At 32.6% G+C, this 17633-nt stretch carries 20 protein-coding genes and 1 riboswitch; of the genes, 6 read left to right on the forward strand and 14 right to left on the reverse strand.

The window, feature by feature from the left end:
- Nucleotides 1–167: 167 nt before the first annotated feature.
- Nucleotides 168–833 carry a 4Fe-4S binding protein gene (locus NBE98_RS20160; protein WP_250816805.1) on the reverse strand — a complete coding sequence of 222 codons (666 nt, stop codon included), beginning with the start codon at nt 831–833 and terminating at the stop codon, nt 168–170.
- Nucleotides 834–1097: 264 nt separating this feature from the next.
- Between NBE98_RS20160 and NBE98_RS20165 the strand changes: the two genes are divergently transcribed.
- Nucleotides 1098–1802, forward strand: a complete 705-nt coding sequence (locus NBE98_RS20165) for a cytochrome c biogenesis CcdA family protein (protein WP_250816806.1) — start codon at nt 1098–1100, stop codon at nt 1800–1802.
- Nucleotides 1803–2217: 415 nt separating this feature from the next.
- Here the strand turns inward: NBE98_RS20165 and NBE98_RS20170 are convergent, their stop codons facing one another.
- Entirely contained in the window at nt 2218–2721 is a 504-nt protein-coding gene (locus NBE98_RS20170; protein WP_250816807.1) for a YckD family protein, read from the reverse strand.
- Nucleotides 2722–3127: 406 nt separating this feature from the next.
- On the opposite strand from NBE98_RS20170, the gene NBE98_RS20175 reads away from it, so the two are divergent.
- On the forward strand, nt 3128–3499 hold the full coding sequence (locus NBE98_RS20175) for a hypothetical protein (RefSeq protein WP_250816808.1): 372 nt from the start codon (nt 3128–3130) through the stop codon (nt 3497–3499).
- A gap of 165 nt (nt 3500–3664) precedes the next feature.
- Here the strand turns inward: NBE98_RS20175 and NBE98_RS20180 are convergent, their stop codons facing one another.
- The 5 genes from NBE98_RS20180 to trxB all read right to left on the reverse strand — a co-directional run bounded on the left by NBE98_RS20180 (nt 3665) and on the right by trxB (nt 6423).
- Nucleotides 3665–3985 (reverse strand): rhodanese-like domain-containing protein, encoded by a 321-nt coding sequence (locus NBE98_RS20180; protein ID WP_250816809.1) that lies wholly within the window; start codon nt 3983–3985, stop codon nt 3665–3667.
- Between the two features lie 98 nt (nt 3986–4083).
- Complete coding sequence (locus NBE98_RS20185; RefSeq protein ID WP_250816810.1) at nt 4084–4410, reverse strand: thioredoxin family protein; 327 nt, start codon at nt 4408–4410, stop codon at nt 4084–4086.
- A gap of 34 nt (nt 4411–4444) precedes the next feature.
- Nucleotides 4445–4726: an ArsR/SmtB family transcription factor gene (locus NBE98_RS20190; protein WP_250816811.1), complete on the reverse strand. Its 282-nt coding sequence runs from the start codon at nt 4724–4726 to the stop codon at nt 4445–4447.
- Nucleotides 4727–4911: 185 nt separating this feature from the next.
- Nucleotides 4912–5328, reverse strand: coding sequence for an EamA family transporter (locus tag NBE98_RS20195; protein WP_250816812.1), 417 nt, complete (start codon nt 5326–5328; stop codon nt 4912–4914).
- A 150-nt stretch (nt 5329–5478) separates the two neighbouring features.
- Complete coding sequence (gene trxB / locus NBE98_RS20200; protein WP_250816813.1) at nt 5479–6423, reverse strand: thioredoxin-disulfide reductase; 945 nt, start codon at nt 6421–6423, stop codon at nt 5479–5481.
- 188 nt (nt 6424–6611) lie between these two features.
- On the opposite strand from trxB, the gene NBE98_RS20205 reads away from it, so the two are divergent.
- Both NBE98_RS20205 and NBE98_RS20210 read left to right on the forward strand, forming a co-directional pair.
- Nucleotides 6612–7295 carry a response regulator transcription factor gene (locus NBE98_RS20205; protein WP_250816814.1) on the forward strand — a complete coding sequence of 228 codons (684 nt, stop codon included), beginning with the start codon at nt 6612–6614 and terminating at the stop codon, nt 7293–7295.
- Nucleotides 7288–8598, forward strand: coding sequence for a sensor histidine kinase (locus NBE98_RS20210; RefSeq protein ID WP_250816815.1), 1311 nt, complete (start codon nt 7288–7290; stop codon nt 8596–8598). The genes NBE98_RS20205 and NBE98_RS20210 overlap by 8 nt, the downstream gene beginning before the upstream one ends.
- A 31-nt stretch (nt 8599–8629) precedes the next feature.
- Here NBE98_RS20210 and NBE98_RS20215 read toward each other — a convergent pair whose 3' ends face one another.
- Nucleotides 8630–8815: a glutaredoxin family protein gene (locus NBE98_RS20215; protein WP_490016180.1), complete on the reverse strand. Its 186-nt coding sequence runs from the start codon at nt 8813–8815 to the stop codon at nt 8630–8632.
- 206 nt (nt 8816–9021) lie between these two features.
- Nucleotides 9022–9145: riboswitch (cyclic di-AMP (ydaO/yuaA leader) on the forward strand.
- Between the two features lie 3 nt (nt 9146–9148).
- On the opposite strand from NBE98_RS20215, the gene NBE98_RS20220 reads away from it, so the two are divergent.
- The gene (locus tag NBE98_RS20220) at nt 9149–10081 is read left to right on the forward strand and encodes a M23 family metallopeptidase (RefSeq protein ID WP_250816817.1); all 933 of its coding nucleotides are present in this window, start codon (nt 9149–9151) and stop codon (nt 10079–10081) included.
- A gap of 49 nt (nt 10082–10130) precedes the next feature.
- Here the strand turns inward: NBE98_RS20220 and NBE98_RS20225 are convergent, their stop codons facing one another.
- The 5 genes from NBE98_RS20225 to mltG form a co-directional block, all read right to left on the reverse strand.
- Nucleotides 10131–11504, reverse strand: a complete 1374-nt coding sequence (locus tag NBE98_RS20225; protein ID WP_250816818.1) for a nickel-dependent hydrogenase large subunit — start codon at nt 11502–11504, stop codon at nt 10131–10133.
- Between the two features lie 17 nt (nt 11505–11521).
- Nucleotides 11522–12370 carry a hydrogenase small subunit gene (locus NBE98_RS20230; RefSeq protein WP_250817641.1) on the reverse strand — a complete coding sequence of 283 codons (849 nt, stop codon included), beginning with the start codon at nt 12368–12370 and terminating at the stop codon, nt 11522–11524.
- A 19-nt stretch (nt 12371–12389) separates the two neighbouring features.
- Nucleotides 12390–12701 carry a cytochrome b5 domain-containing protein gene (locus NBE98_RS20235; protein WP_250816819.1) on the reverse strand — a complete coding sequence of 104 codons (312 nt, stop codon included), beginning with the start codon at nt 12699–12701 and terminating at the stop codon, nt 12390–12392.
- Between the two features lie 126 nt (nt 12702–12827).
- Nucleotides 12828–13679 (reverse strand): metallophosphoesterase family protein, encoded by an 852-nt coding sequence (locus tag NBE98_RS20240; protein ID WP_250816820.1) that lies wholly within the window; start codon nt 13677–13679, stop codon nt 12828–12830.
- A 58-nt stretch (nt 13680–13737) separates the two neighbouring features.
- The gene (mltG, locus tag NBE98_RS20245; protein WP_250816821.1) at nt 13738–14751 is read right to left on the reverse strand and encodes an endolytic transglycosylase MltG; all 1014 of its coding nucleotides are present in this window, start codon (nt 14749–14751) and stop codon (nt 13738–13740) included.
- 149 nt (nt 14752–14900) lie between these two features.
- On the opposite strand from mltG, the gene NBE98_RS20250 reads away from it, so the two are divergent.
- Nucleotides 14901–15908 (forward strand): YeiH family protein, encoded by a 1008-nt coding sequence (locus NBE98_RS20250; protein ID WP_250816822.1) that lies wholly within the window; start codon nt 14901–14903, stop codon nt 15906–15908.
- Between the two features lie 144 nt (nt 15909–16052).
- On the opposite strand, the gene NBE98_RS20255 is transcribed toward NBE98_RS20250, so the two are convergent.
- Nucleotides 16053–17612 (reverse strand): hypothetical protein, encoded by a 1560-nt coding sequence (locus tag NBE98_RS20255; protein WP_250816823.1) that lies wholly within the window; start codon nt 17610–17612, stop codon nt 16053–16055.
- Nucleotides 17613–17633: the final 21 nt, after the last annotated feature.

The following is a 17633-nucleotide window of genomic DNA, read 5'->3' on the forward strand; positions in this document are numbered from 1 at the left end:
ACATATACATAGTATTACTTTATCCTAAATTAGTCAATATACCTTTAAATATTTAATATACAAATAACTTTTTCCTCTAATACCTTCCCTAACATTTTACCGATCTTTATTTAGAAAATATTGTAAATCACTTAAGGAAAAAGTTAACAAGTTAAAAAGTTATCTTTCTAGCTGTCTATATGATTATCTATCATGCTATATCCAATAGATTTTTTAGGGCAAGCTATCACACACTTTTCACACTGAATACAATCTGGGTGACTTAACACATTACCTCTATATTCATAGGGAGATATACCCATAGGACACTTCTTAGCACATATCTTACAATTAACGCAAGTATTAGATACTTCTAATACCTTCTTATCCCTCTTTAAATATGATATAAATGATGCTATGCTTCCCATAGGACAGAAGTTACACCAAACTCTATTATTGTAGAACAAGGATAGGAGTACACCAATTATAGTTGTGATTACAATAATTCTATAGAATACCATACCAATTCCAGCAGGATTACCCCAGTTATTTTTAACTCCTATGCTAAACATAGTGAACATAAATATAACTACAAATAATCTATAATGTATAGACTTTAAAAATTTAGGAACTGATTTTTTGTTGCTAAATTTAGATACTAAATTATCATAAAAGCTTCCTCTTGGGCACAAATTTCCACACCAAAATCTTCCTCTAAAAATAGAAACGATAATAGGTGCAATCATACAAATAATTGCTATCATACCTACTCTAAAATCAAATAGGCTCACAATAATAAACGCTAGTAAAAGCACATATGAATACTTTTTCCATAGCTTAAATAAATTTTTCATACCATCCCTCCTGTTATATGCCAATTCACATACCCATACCCGGTATATAAATATTATATTAGTATTCGCTAATATGTCAAGCTATGTATTGCAATTTTGTAACTAAATATCGTAATATTGTAATATAACGCTGTTTTTATTAATCTGTTCACAATTTTTATGTTTATATTTAATAGTAATTATCATATAATATTAACATACGGATAGTTGAAATAATATGATTTTAGATTTTTTATGAATAATTAAAAGGATGGTGATCTGAATTTGAGTAATGTTTCATTTATATTGGCCTTTTCAGCAGGAGTGCTTTCATTTTTATCTCCCTGTGTTTTACCTTTAGTTCCTGCATACATAAGTTATCTAACTGGTGCATCTATTAATGATATACATAATAAAAGTTCAAAACTTACAGTATTTTATAAATCATTGGGTTTCGTTATTGGTTTTTCTATTATTTTTGTAGTAATGGGAGCTTCCGTTACTTCTCTTGGGAAAATCTTTAATCAGAATCTTCGCTTGTTCAGAAGATTGTCCGGGATTTTAATTATCATATTTGGATTGCATACCTCAGGTATTCTGAAACTAAGTGTATTTTCAAAAGAAAAAAAGTTTTTATCCTTTAAAAATACTCGAGGCACCTTTGGATCAGTTTTACTTGGAATGGCTTTTGCTGCTGGCTGGACCCCTTGTGTTGGCCCTATACTATATTCTATTCTTGCTTATGCAAGCAGTATGGATACTATAAGTAAGGGTATTATGCTGCTAGTTGTTTACTCCTTAGGTCTTGCAATTCCATTTATATTAACTGCCTTAGTAATTGATTCTTTATCGTCAAAAATAAACAACTTAGGAAAATACTTAAAACTAATATCTATAATAAGTGGTATTTTAATGATTTTAATGGGAGTATTGATTTTTACTAACAAAATTGGAATATTAAGCAACTACCTGAATTTTATTAACTTTTAGTTTTCGGAGGACATGTTTTATGAAAGAAAGACTACTCAGCATATTTTCTGTTATACCTGCTTTCTTCGCTGCCTTTTGCTGAGGCGGAGGTCTTATATTGGCGTCCCTAGGTTTGGGGACCTTTGGAGCAGCATACTTTTCAAATTTTACGAAATACAAGCCAATATTTGTTATAATTACAGCCTTAATGCTATACTTGTCTTATAGCATTATTGAAAGAAAGAATTCCAGTAAAAAAACAAAACTAATATTTTGGCTTTCAGCTTCAGCGTCTATTATCATAATATATTACCCAACCTTATTAAGAATTTTTATATAAAGTAAAAGAAGCAGAGTTGCTCTGCTTCTTTTACTTTATATAGCTTTCAAATATACCGCTTTTATAAACTCTAATCATACAAAATACTTATATATCTTAGTTAGAGGTTCCCATGTTAGGTGCTGCATAGTATCCTCTTCCCTGTCCGTTACCCATCATTCCTCGACCTTGACCTCTTCCTTGTCTCTGCCCAAAATTACCAGTACAATTTTCTATATTCTCATTTAAATTTTTCTTTAATGTTTCTGCATCTTCTTTGGTTATTGTTCCTTTACTTACAGCAGCATCAATTGCCTTAGTTCTCTCCTCAAGTAAAGCTGATTTTAATTGTTCTTGGGACAGTCCTTTTTCTGCAGCTATATCATAAGGTGTTTTTCCTGAATTCATAGCTCTAGTAATGTCTTCGTCTGATAGTCCTAATTTGTTTTTAAGGATATTTGTTATATAGTCATACCCTCTCATAGCTGTTATTCTTCCTAAGCCTAGTCTTTGCCCTGGTATACTTGCTGCTGTGCTATCTGCAGAGGCAGCATATGCAGTTGCTCCCATTCCTATTGCTAAGGTTAGCGCTAAAGCTGAAACAATACTTCTCTTCTTCATTATTAATTCCTCCTTGTTTTCTTTGTTTTAAGCATGCTTAGTTTTCGCCACTCATGTGGTGTATCTTTATAATAACCACTCTTTTTGTTTAAATATTGGTCTAATTGTGATGAAATTGCAAAAAATTATAATTTAAATATAAATTTATTTTCACAATCATATCACATACATCTCATAAGTTAATCACTTCTATAAATTAACATTTAATTGTACATTTATTCGTATGTGTTTAACATGAAAAAAAACAAGAAAACTAAATTTATAAGGTGGTCTATATTAGCATTTTTTCTAATTGTGCTCACTGTTCAAGGCTATCTTCATAATGTTAAGGGGGGTGGAGAAGGGGCTTCTACACATGCTTTGTGTCCTTATGGCGGCTTAGAAAGTTTGTACAAAAAGCTGCCCTATGAACATAGAAGTAGCCAACAGCAAAAATATAACCTCGGCAGAATGTATAAATTGCCAACTTTGCGTACTAGCATGTCCTAAGGAAGGCTGTCGGGAAAGTAACCAAGCTACAAAGGCGTTAAAACCATATTTAGCATTAACATTGGTTATTTCAATATTCATTGGTGACATACTCATAAGTAAATCTGTTGGTATTTATAATACTATTCCTGAACCTATAACTGTTAGTGCAGTACTTACTGCTGATGAAATAAGGGGATATATGCCCTTAATACAGGTATCCAACGGACTAAAAATTGACATAAAAGAACTATATAAAAGGCTAGCATTCCTAAAAATGTACCAGAAGAAACAAAGCTTAAAGAAATAAGATACTTTATTCCGGAGTTTTCAGAGGAAAAATCTAAGGATATATTACGGAAGGACTAAAATTATCTGTTATAATATTTCACTTGTAACTTATTCCTTTCACTGAGATATAAAAAAGATAGATACACATAAAAAAGTTATTATAATGTATCTATCTTACCTATAATTATCTATCTAATTTTCCTTTATATCTTCCAGTTCCACCAGCTACATTTATTATATTAAATCCACAGTCCTTTAGAATACCGCAAGCCATGGAGCTTCTTGAGCCAGAATGGCATATGATATGATATTCTTTTTCTTTATCAAGATATTTTTCAGGTTGTGATAACATCATATCCATTGGAATGTTCTTAGCCTTGGGTAAATGTCCAGCATTATATTCGTAGGGCTCTCTAATATCTATCAATTCTATTTCTTTCTTTAAATTATCTATTTCATTAACATCAACGGATTTAACTGAGCTTTTTTTCATAAATGGAAACATATAAATTCCTCCCTTAATGACTCATAACTATATTAGCAACTTCTTATATGCTTATATTATGAGCATACTTCACCTTTGTCAACCCTAAAAATCAAATATTACTCAAACAGCATATTATAATATCTTTCAATTTTGCTATTTAATTCTTGTATACTAATATGCCTTGCCTCTCTAATAATTTCTTTTCCTTCAATATAAACAAGAATAGCAGGTATAGTGAAAATATTATAGAAACCTGATAATTCTATTGAGTTCTCAATATCCACTTGTGCACTTTTAATTTTAGGATAGGCTTTCAGAAGTTCCTCTACCTTTGGTTTCATAACATTACATACATTACAACCGACACTCCCAAAATATACTAATGCAACTTCGTTATTGCTTATCAATTCTTCTATAGATTCACTTGAATTCATCATAATCATATTAAATCAGCTCCATTTAAGATCACTTTTTATTCTAACTACAATAATTTTTCTTTAAAGCATCTACTATATTTATAATTCTTTTATCCTGAATAAAGTATGTTATTGTAAGTCCACTCTTATTAGAATCCAATATTTTATTCATTTTAAGAACAGCTAGATGCTGTGATAACGCTGGCTGAGTCACATGTTGAAGCTTTTCATGCAGCTCGCTTACAGTCATTGGTCTATCTATTAAATAACATACAATTGCCAATCTGTTTTCGTTTGCTAGTACTTTTAATAATTCCGCCATCTCTTTTAACCTACCTAACATATAAAATCGTCCTTTCATATTACTTACAATATTAACCCCAAAACCTATATAAGAAATTAATTATATACTTATCTTACTAATACACTTATCTTCTGTCAACCTTCTTTAATTTCTTTGACAAAAACAACTAAGGAAGGTGCTTACACCTTCCTTATGAAAACTATATAAAAGATATAGGTTAACTATTATTTCCACAACATTACAAAGGTCCCGGCAGTTATAAGCCCTCCTGCAATTAATGTTTTTACTGTAAATTGCTCTTTTAAGATTATGTAAGATAAAATTAAAGTAAGAACTATGCTGGATTTATCAATAGGAGCAACTTGATTTACCTTTCCTATGGATATTGCTTTGTAGTAAAACACCCAAGACAGACCTGTTGCCAGACCTGATAGAACCAAAAATGCCCAACTTCGCTTACTAAGCTGGGTTATTCCATTTTGTGCACCAGTTGCAAAAACAATTCCCCAAGCTAATATTATAATAACTACTGTACGAATAGCTGTGGCAAGATTAGAATCTACACCCTTTATACCAATTTTCGCAAGAATTGAAGTTAAGGCTGCAAATACCGCCGACAAAATCGCATATAATTTCCACACGTAGCTTACACCTCCAAACTTATTTTCATAAATTTCTTTTCTCTATTATATCACTGTAAAATTTATAATTATATAATTTCATTAATATTGAATCTTTAACATAATAATAGTTGTAGATGTGCTAATTTGCTACACCTACAACTATTGATCTTATAGTTTATCTTTATTTTTTTCGGTGAGATATTTTTCAGCTGCCAATGCTGCTATTGTACCGTCCGAAACTGCAGTAGTGATTTGCCTAAATAGCTTTTCTCTTATATCTCCAGCACCGTATACTCCTTTAATATTTGTCTGCATACTCTCGTCAGTTATGATATATCCCTGAGGTGAAAGGCTTATATATTCTTTAAACAACTCTGTTTTTGGCTCTGTGCCGATATATCCAAACACTGCACTTAGTTCTATTTCTTTTTGCTCTTCTGTTTTAGTATTTTTAATAATTGCCTTATTTACAAAATCTTCTCCCTCTACATTAACTAAATCCCAATTATACATAATTTCAATTTTAGGATTATCCATAACTTCATCAATCATAGCTTTTTCGCCCTTAAAGTAGTCATACCTTCTAATCATAATAACCTTTGAAGCAAACTTTGTAAGAAATATTGCTTCTTCAAGGGCAGAATTTCCTCCACCAACAACTCCAACTATACTTCCCTCATACATAGCTCCATCACAGACAGCACAATAATGAATCCCTCGGCTTGAGTACTTTTCTTCATTTGTTATTGGAAGTTTCTTAGGGGTTGCACCGCTTGCAATAATTACTGCCTTTGGCTTATATATAACTTTTTTTGTTTCAATTATCTTTTCATTGTCACTTAGCTTAACGCTGGTAATATTACTAAAGTTCTGTATGGTTGCCCCTAGCGCTTTTGCCTGGTCAGAAATTATATCTGCCAATTCTCCTCCTGATATTTCCTTAAAGCCAGGATAATTTTCAATAGTATAACTATTCCTTACTTGTCCTCCAAGCAGCTGATTTTCTAATAAAACCATATTAATTTTTGCTCTAGAAGCATATATAGCTGCTGTAAGTCCTGCTGGTCCACCACCTACTATCAGTAAATCCAGTTCCTTTACTTCCTTATCCATTCATATTCTCTCCCTATATGTTAATATTAATAATGACACTTAAATTTATGTTACACTTTTTTACTGCTAATTATTCTATTTCTAAAACCATGATCTTTTTTCACAAATTTATCACAATTAGAACAAGCTTTAATCAATTAACTAATATATAATTATTTTATATAATACGTTCACTTTAGGAGATAATTATGAAGGGTAAAATATTAATTATTGAAGATGAAACTAAACTATCAGAAGTTATGAGTTTATATTTAAAAAAAGAAAATTATACAGTCACAACTGTAAGTGACGGCAGGGAAGCAGAAGACTTAATAAATAGTGATAGTTTTGATTTGATAATATTAGATGTTATGCTTCCAGGCAAGGACGGCTGGGCTCTTTTAAGAAAAATAAAAACTAAGGACAACACCCCAGTTATATTAACTACAGCTAGAGGTGAAGAAGATGACAGGATATTTGGATTAGAGCTAGGTGCCGATGATTATATGGTAAAGCCAATCAGCATGAGAGAGCTTGTGCTACGCGTAAATCTAAGAATAAACAGTAAAGTTAATATTCTCAAATCTCTAAGCTTTAATAATCTTTCTGTCTTAGAAGATAGCAGAGAAGTGATTGAGGATGGCCAATCAATCAGCCTAACGCCCAAGGAATTCGACCTACTGCTATTCCTAGGTAAAAATCCAGGTCAAGTTTTCAATAGGGAACAGCTTTTAAGCACTGTTTGGGGATATGATTTTATTGGTGATTCAAGAACTATAGATACCCATATTAAAAAGCTTAGAGAAAAAATAAAATTTTGCGAGGAGCATCTTGCAACTGTGTGGGGAATTGGTTATAAATTTGATTTAAAGCAGGAGATTAATAATGGATAAGATAACTATCAAGCTTGCAAAATACTTCCTGACCATAATAACTATAATTATAGTAATATGCTTTGCCGCTAGCAGTGTGTTTCTTTCAAGATTTTATCTTAACAGTCAGTATGACAATCTTGAAAATTCTGCGAGAGAAATATATAAAGCTTTAAGCAATAAGGAACCAATAGCTGAAACAAACATTAGTGCTATACTAATAAATGGTGATAATATAACATCCTTAACCCATGGAAAAATGGGAATGATGCCCTTTCTTCGCTCTGTAGAGAATATAAGCTTTAAAACGAAAGGTATCTTTACAAATGCCATGGATGCAGAATTCTTATATTATAACCTTCAAACAGATTTAGGTAATATAGTAGTTTTTCAAAATAATAACTACTCTTCTGAATATCTAAGAGTAGTTTACATAACTTTATTTTTTATATTTATTTCTGCCTTGCTGCTTTCAATACCTTTGATATCTTTTATAGGCAAAAAATTTACAAAGCCTGTGCTGCAAATTGAAAAAGCAGCTTCCTCAATTTCAAAGGGAGACTTTGATGTTAATCTAAATATTAAAACTAAGGATGAAATTGAAACCTTATCAAACAGTATTAATCAGATGGCACTCGATTTAAAGAAAAAATATCAGCTTCAAAGAGACTTTATAGCAAATGTATCTCATGATTTTAAGACCCCCCTAAGTGTTATTAGGAGCTATAGCGAGGCTATTAAAGATGAGCTAGTTGATGAATCAGAAACTAAAAAATACTCAAACGAAATAATAAAGGAAGTAGATAGGTTAAATTCTATGGTAATGGATTTGCTTCAGTTATCAAAGCTGCAGGATGGGGCCTATATCTTGAACAGGCAATATGTAAACCTATCTGAATTGGTGAATGTATGCACTAATCAATTTAGAATAATATCAGCTCAAAAAAATATAACTACATTAGTCAACGTACCATCTATAGAAATTTATGCAGATTTAAAGTACCTCCAAAGAGTATTATATAATTTCTTAGATAATGCAATTAAGTTTAGTATGCAAAATGGCAAAGTTGAGGTATTTACTTCCTATGACGGCGAAAATATAAAATTATCAGTAAAAGACTACGGTGAAGGCATTAAACCCCATGAACTTGATGAGATTTGGAATAAATACTACAAAAATTCCCAAAGCGGCGGTATGGGGTTAGGCTTGCCAATATGTAGAGAAATATTAAAAATGCATGGTTTTCATTATGGAGTTACAAGCTCATTTGAAAATGGAACAGAATTTTATTTTATAATACCAAAAAACTATCTGAAGATTTAAGGGAAGGCCTATATTTAGCCTTCCCTTAAATTTATATTCCTAATAATTCGTCAATACTGTCTTGGTCAAAACCTACAACTATGTTGCCATTAATATCAACAACAGGCACCCCTCGTTGTCCAGACTTGCTAATCATTTCCATTGCTGCATCATGATCTTTAGAAACATCCTTTTCTTCATAAGCTACATTGTTTGACTTTAGGTAATCCTTTACCACCTTGCACCAAGGTCAGGTTTGTGTTGTGTAAACTGTAACGCTCATTGTGTTGCCTCCTATATAGGTATTTCATTAGTTATATTTTCTTAAAAACATATATTTATACATTTTTATAATTTTTGTTGTTTAAAAGCTTTGTATTTGATGCCAAATTGATAAATACCAAAATTTATATTTGCATGCCTGTCTACTTTTGTATATAATATTTGACATACGTGCCGAATCCATCTAATGGAACGGGGGATTAAAATTTTGGGGTGAATCATTTGATGAAGGTTACTCTATGACCTAACCCGTCAACTAACCTCGTAGGCGTTATAGAGGAGGATAATTATGAAAAAAAGAAAAATATCAATAGCATTGCTTTCAGTAATAGCTTTATCTGTTTCTATTACAGTAGCCTCTACCACTTTAAAGGTATATGCTGACTCGGAATCTGTCTCAGCAGTAGAACAAATAGATAACGACACCTTAATCTTAGATTCTCAGCAAATAGCTGAAGCCTTTGATATTCAAATAAGTCAACCAAGACTAATAGAGTATTTAGTAAAAGCTGGCGACACTGTAGAAACAGTAGCAAATACATATGCAATAAAGGTCAGCACTATTACTGTATCAAATGGAATTAGTGCAAATACAGCCCTTCAAGAAGGACAATCGTTAGTATTTCCTTCTATAGATGGCATAGCATATAAGATTAAAGATGGCGAAAACCTATGGGACTTAGCTTCTTTATATAAAATAGACTTTTATGATTTGTTAGAAATAAACAATTTAGGGTCACCAGACAAGCTTAAATTAGGCCAGAAGATTATACTTCCAGGAGTAGAAGCATTAAAAACCGAAGCAAAAGCTGAATCTAAGAAAGCAGATGTAAAAGCTTCTTCTAAAACTGTAAGCAGAGGCGGTATTTGGCCTGTTAGTGGTTCTGTAACTTCTAGATATGGAGCTCGTTGGGGCAAACAGCATGAAGGTATTGATATAGCAGTTTCAACAGGAACAAACGTGAAGGCTTATGCTGATGGAAAGGTAACCTATAGCGGGTGGCAAAGCGGCTATGGAAATGTAGTTATCATAAGTCACAGCAACGGACTACAAACTTATTATGGACACAATTCAAAACTACTTGTTAAAGATGGGCAAAGAGTATCTGTTGGAGATATTATTGCTAAATCAGGCAATACTGGAAGATCTACCGGTCCTCATGTTCACTTCGAAGTAAGGAAAAATGGTGCTCCAGTTAACCCATTTTCATATTTAAGATAAAAATATATAATAGAAGGCTGAATCATTAAAATGCCAGCCTTCTATTCCTTTACACAATTATTTGTATTGGTTTTGTTGTTCCAGTAATAACGTGTGTAGCACAAGATATACAGGGATCAAAGGATCTCACTATTCTTCCAATCTCAACTGGATGTTCTTCGTCTATTATTTCAGTTCCAATAAGGGCCTGTTCGATTGTGCCTTTTACTCCATTCGAATCAGTTGGCGAACAGTTCCAAACACTTGGAGTGATAATATTATAATGCTCAATTCTTTTATCCTTTATAGATATCCAGTGTCCTAAAGCACCTCTTGTTGTATCGGTTAATCCACGCCCAGTAGTGCTGTCTAATATATCATATCGTTTTTGTTCTGCTGGCTGAAACTTAATCCTTCTTAAAAGTTCTTTCATAATTTCTATTATCTTTTTTGCTTCTAGCACCCTTGCAATAGTTCTATCCATAGTTGAGACTTTTTTCGGATAGTTTGAACTAAGTATCATTCTTGCAAGCGGTCCTACTTCAAAAGCATAGCCATTATATCTTGGTGCTTTTACCCAAGTATATGCCCCTTCCTTCGGAATAGATGGGTTTGTGTCTTCGCTATACCAAGCTCTTTTTATATCCTCAGTTATTCGATTCTCATTTAGCTTGTAAAAATTATTATTTACTGAAACTTTAGGCTTTACATAAGTTAATTGCACTTCACTGTAGTCATCATAAACACCATAGCTAAGAAGATTCCCATAGCCTGCTCCATTATTAAAGTAATCACTGTAGTACTCAGCTATTATTTGAACATCTTCAAGCATTCTATTAGTTACAAAATCATCTATCTCATAAATCAATGCTTTTATCTGACTATACTTTGAGGCATCTAAATTTACCGTTACTCCTCCTACAAATATACCATGGTTATGAGGAGCTTTTCCTCCTAAGACAGCTAAAGCTTCGTGAGCTTTTCTGCTGTATTTTACTGCCTCCACATAGCTATTTGCTAATCTGTCATTTAAATTTTTACGTAGTCTGAAGTCTGTGTGGCTATTATTATAAACAGGCTCAACATTGGGACCCTTAATAAAATCGGGAAGAGTGTATAGATAAAAATGTCTTAAATGGTTTTGCAGAAATTCACAGCCATGTAGAAAATCCCTTATCATTTTATCATTTTCGTTTGGAACAATTTTAAGCGCATCTTCAAGTGCTAAAGCAGATGCCATTGAATGCGCAGTAGAACATATACCGCAAATTCGTTCTGTAAAGTATATTGCATCTAATGGATGTCTGCCTTTCAACATTTTTTCAAATCCCCTAAACAAAAGTCCGCTGCTTTTTGCGTCTATTACCTTATGGTTTTCAACCATTACCTCTATCTCTAAGAATCCGCTTATCCTAGTTAAAGGATTTATAGTAATAGTCCTCATTTATTTCTCCTTACTAATTAATATCTTACAAAGGGTTCCATGCCATCAGGAAAATAAGCCTGTGCACAACCAATGCAAGGTGTATTATCTCCTATTGGCCAGTTTACATACTCATTCCATTTCCTTGTAGGGCAATCTGTTCTAGTTACAGGACCTCTGCAACCAAGCTTAAACATGCAGGCTATTTCTCCAAGCTTTTGTGCAAAAATCCCTCTATTAAAGTAAGATCGCCTTGTACAGTGGTCATGAATAGTAATTCCATAGAACATTATTGGTCTTCCTATTCCATCAAGCTGAGGTCTCCCATTAACTAAGATATGTGCGATAGTCCCTATAAGCCAATCGGGATGACAAGGGCAGCCAGGAAGCTTGATTACCTCTTTTCCAAGAAATTTATCAAGGCTTATACTTTCAGAAGGATTTGGAGCTGCGGCAGATATGCCTCCATGTGATGCACAGGTTCCTACAGCAAGTATATACTTTGCTTTCTCTCCAGCCAGTTTTATGGCTTCCATACCAGTAATTTTCTTTCCTTTATAGTTTGCTATAATATTATAAGCTCCATTCTCCTTTATAGAAACTGCACCATCAACAATTAAAATAAATTCTGTATCCAAAACAGAAAGAAGTTTCTCATAAGCTGCCTCCCCCTCAGCAGCCATTATGCTGTTATTATATTTCAAGTTAATCATTTCCCTAAGGAAATAAATCATGTCTGGGGCTTTAGCATTTAGTAATGATATTATGTTTCCAGAACAGCCAGCAGCCTCTATCCATACAGCATTTAGTTTGCGGTAGCCTTCATTTTTAATTTTTTCTAAAGCAAGTCTTGATAAACTCTCAGCCATGGTTTCTTTTGCTTTCATTGTAGGGCAGCAGTAGTCACTAGACAATTCCTACTCCGCCTCCTTTTAACACTCCAACCTTTGTAAGCCTGCTTAATATTTGCTCCATACCATGGCAGGATTGGAATTGCATTGTTAAATCTTTACCTGCTATGAGTCCAAAATGAGTACCTCCGCCCCAAGTTCTCTCATTAGAAACATCGTATACAATACCATTAACAGCAACATAAGCAGGTCTTCCATTGCTTCCATCATTTTGAGCTAATTCCTCCAAGGTAAACATCTTTCCTTCTCTAAATGCACCTGCTCCAATCAATTGTCTTATTGTTTGCCAATCATAATAAATCCCCATGATAACCTCTCATTATTTTTTCTTTATATTATATGCCTTAAGATCTTTAATATTATCTATCTTCCTTCATCTAAAAAGGCTAAAATAAAAGGTCTGCTAAACTTATTAAGTCTAGCAAACCTTTTATTAATTTCTAATCATAAATTCGTCAATAACTTTCCCATTAATTGATATTGCTTTAATCTCAATGCATTCTCTATCTAAATCAACAACAACAAAGTGATATAAAGCCTTTGGAGACACTACAACACCTTGCTTTGATTTAAAGCTATCTCGTAATTTTTCCCCGCCGCCTCCAGTTACTATTTGGCTTATATCATCAGAAATTCCATGCAGGAGCCTCCTAGAATAATTATGCTCGTGTCCAGCAAATACAATATTCACCTTGCTTTTTTCTACAGCTCTCCAAAACTCGTCTCTTTGCTCTGCAAATTCATCTAAGCAAGTTCCTAAATGGGCTCCTGTTGGAAATGGGGGACAATGAATAAATACAATTTTAAATTTCTTGTCAACTGCTGATATTTTCTTAAACCATTCCAGTTGTTTATTTTCAATCTTCCTTAATTCTCCATGATGATAACAATTTAATACTATGAATCTACAGTATGGAAGATCCATATAATAAGCGGTATCATTGCAAATGTTTAAACTGCCATGCTTCTTAAAAGTTAAATACTCTTCATTTATAAGTTTCTCATAGGTATCATCTATTGGAAAATTATTAACCTCATGATTTCCTACAACATGCAGAATTAAATTGTTAGGAAAGTATTGACTTACAATTTCCTTAAAGCTTGTCATTTGACTCCTATGCTTACCTAAATCATTGCTCCCTCCAATCGTATCACCAAGAGTTACAAAAAAGTTTGGCTTTTTATCAAGAAGTTTAATCTGCCGCATTATTTTTTCCAAAACAGTTCTATTTATACCATCATTTTTTCCTTTTGTATCTCCAAACACAACAAATCTAACAGCCACTTTTTAACCTTCCTAAAGTAATTGTTAATTATATATTATTTATTAATTAAGTAATATGTCACTTTTTTATATACTTTTTTACATTATTTAAATGTTCCTCATAAGTTTTGCTGAATACATGGCCATTTTCTCCAGCAACATAATATAGAAAATCATGCTGTTCAGGATAAAGTGCCGCTTCAATAGAAGGTTTTCCAGGAGAGGCAATAGGTCCTGGAGGAAATCCCTTATAAACATAGCTGTTATACTTCGAATCAAACTTTAGATGACTATAAAGCACTTTTGTTAAATGACCTTCTCCATTTGTATTTGCATAAATTACAGCCGCATCTATCTGTAAAAGCATTCCTTTTTTTAGCCTGTTATATATAACTCCTGCTATCCTGCTTCTTTCCTCTTCTGTTATAGCTTCTCTCTCAATTAATGAAGCAATAGAAATAATATCGTTTATAGTCAATTTTAATTCCTTAACTCTATCCATATACCTTTGAGAGAAAATCTCTTTAAACCTGTTAAACATGAGCTGTGCAATATCCTTTTCTGTAAAGCTTGTAGGAATAAAATAAGTATCAGGAAATAGAAATCCTTCTAAATCCCAAAGTACATATTCTCTTTGAGATATTAAGGGAGCTCCCTTTATATCCTTAAGATTCAAATTCATAAATGCTTTCTTATCTACAAGATTATTTTTTTCTAATCTTTCAGCAATTTGATACACTCTGAAGCCTTCTGGAATGGTTACTATAGCAAACTCAGGCTTACTAGACTTAAGTTTTCCTATAACCTCTTCTATATTTATGTTAGGCTGTATCATAATCCTTTCGTTTCTTATATTTCCTTCTAAGCCCCTTCTTTTTGCAATAAACTTAAAATAGAGCTTATTTTTAATTATCCCTATTGAATAAAAGTCCCTTGACAACGCTTCTATATTAGCTTCCTTAGGTATAGTATAAAATACATTTTTGTTATTTTTTGTTATATTGTTATTTTTGATAAAACTATTAATAATAGCCCCGACAATTACTGCCATGACTGCCGCTACTAGTATGCTAAGCACTATTTTCTTCTTCATTCTCTTCTCCTAGAAAATTTTATATATTCTTTTGTCATTATACACTATAACTTATAGACTATACTTATCTAAAATAAAAATTTACTATTTGTTTATTTATATATTTAGTATTAATATATAAATTGTATTAACAAAAGGAGGATGGAATAATGAACTGGATAAAACAAAATGGTTATGGTTTTTTATTGTCTTTTATAATCGCACTTATTTCTACATATCTTGGAAAAAAATTTCCAATAATAGGCGGTGCAGTATTTGCAATTATTATTGGTATTCTGATCAACAATACAGTAGGTAAGCCTAGTCAAAGTTTAAAAGGTGTTACTTTTACGTCAAAGAAAATACTTCAATGGGCCATTATTGTTCTAGGTGCTGGCTTGAGTCTTAAGCAAGTATGGAAAACTGGTTTAAGCTCTTTTTCAGTTATGATATTCACGCTTTCTGCAGCCTTCTTAGCAGCTTATGGTTTTGGCAAACTTATGGGAATACCGTCTAAGTTAAAGGCTCTTATAGGCGTGGGAACAGCAATATGCGGCGGCTCTGCCATAGCAGCGATATCTCCAATAATTGAAGCAGATGAAACGGAAATAGCGTATTCCATTTCAACTATATTTTTATTCAATATAATAGCTGTATTAGTTTTCCCTCCATTAGGTCACTTACTAGGCTTTTCTGATAATGCCTTTGGACTTTGGGCTGGCACAGCAATAAATGATACTTCTTCAGTTGTTGCTGCTGGTTATGCATTTAGCAATGCGGCAGGAGCCTATGCTACCATAGTAAAGCTTACAAGAACTACAATGATTATTCCTATATCTTTAATTTTTTCGGTTCTTGTTTCAATTAAGAAAAAGAAAGAAGCAAGAGACAATGGAAAGGTCAACTTCAGCTTTAAGAAAATATTTCCTTGGTTCATACTTTGGTTCTTAGTTGCCTCTCTGTTGAATACATTGGGCTTATTTAGCCCTGAGATTGTTAAATTAATAAATGCTCTTGGCAAATTTATGATAGTTATGGCACTATCAGCGGTTGGCCTGAGCGCAGACTTTAAAAAGATGCTTAAAACTGGCGTAAAGCCAATGATACTTGGACTTATTGTATGGTTTACAGTTTCTTTGGCAAGTTTGGCAGTTCAATATATTACTGGGCAGGTATAAAATTCTTCTAAGGTACATTTTGAAAATCAAAAACCTAGCTTGAACCCCTTACAAGGTTGTTTCAAGCTAGGTTTTATACTCTTTAAATGTAAATATAAATCACATAAATATAAAAATTGCAGTCACAGTATTTGTCACTATAGTTTAAACAATAAAAGGTACTACAAACATCAGGCTTAAAACTGTGTCCCACACTATAGGTATAAATAAACTGGTTGCACCCACGTTGTCTTCTATTCCACTAGAATATTTCAAATATGCATATACTCCACACAGCAAACTAATAATCAATGAAATAACGAAACTCAACCCAAAAGTCATAAACTCTGGTAAATAATGTGCAAATCTTTCAAAGGATATCAGCTTTACTCCTGCAACTTTAAAAATAAAGTAAGCTATATATACAATCGCAAACCCTCTCTTCTTTTTTATAGGAGACAATTTAAATTCAAATATACTATATAAAAATATCACTCCAATAGAAGGTAATACCCAAAGTGCTCCATAAGGCAGTATGTAAGCAAAGCTAAATAGTATTCCTGAAATTGTATCCATTAAGGCCAGCTTAATTTCTGAATTTCTTAGATTATTATGTGTTTTTATAAATTGCTCACTAGAAGAGGTCATGTATACATTAAACTTATCTTTTCCTACAACGTCACAAAATACAGCCACATCATCAACTGCAGCAGGATACATGGACAATTCCTTAGTCCTTGAGACATTTACAAAACCTGTTGGATTGGTAAAATTATATTCAACTATATTTTTATAGGAGTCCTTTTTATCATAAGGAACGCTTTTTATTGCTAAAAATTTTGCTTCTCCCTCTTTGTTGGCGTACGTTACTACATTAGAAAGTCCAACCTTTGAGTTATTTACTTTAAAGTCATCTAGCTCAAAATTCCCCTCTTCTTTTAGAGAGAATCTCATGAGCTTTGTTTCTCCAAACTCTCCCTTATTTCTATATTCTATCATTAGGTATGCAAAGTCTTCATCTACTGTGAGAGAAGCACCCGTATAAACTATAGAAGTAACCCCTGGAACCTCTCCTGCTGTCTTAACTTTTGATACTTTATCATTTGTAATATCAAAATATTTTACTTTCCCGCCTTTTTCCTTAAAGCTCAGAACGTAACTATTTTTATTTTTTGCCCCAGATATAAGCTGAGGCTCATTAGCTTGTACACTAAAGCTTTTACCTGTATTAAAATCCTCAACTATTACTTTATCTATATAGCTAAATGCTGAGATATTATCTCCAATTGATGCAATTTCCATTGTGCCATCAATTCGTGACTGTTGAAGTGCATTGAGTCTTTCATCTAATCTTTGGCTATAAACATTTCTTTTTCCTTCTTCAATTATGGTCCAATAAACAATAATTTCTTTCCCATCAGTTACTACGCTTGTACTTAATGGCTCTGGAGCATTAACATTTAAAGTCTTTTCTTTAAGTTTTTTTCCATTGTTGTCAATCGAAATAACTTTTATTTTATCACTATCACTATGTACCACTATATAATTATCTTTAAATTTTATTAATGATGGATTACTTTGTAGATTTCCCGAAGATATCAAAACTTCTTTTGCCCATTTATAAGATGGCGGCTCAGCCCTCTTACTAAAGTTTAAGGTAAAATGGAAACCTGCAATAGCAATAAAGAATACGGCTAATAAAATAGAAAAAACCTTTTTATACACAATATAATCCCCCATGCCCCA

It is taken from the genome of Clostridium swellfunianum (assembly GCF_023656515.1).
Taxonomy (GTDB): Bacteria; Bacillota; Clostridia; order Clostridiales; family Clostridiaceae; genus Clostridium_AT; species Clostridium_AT swellfunianum.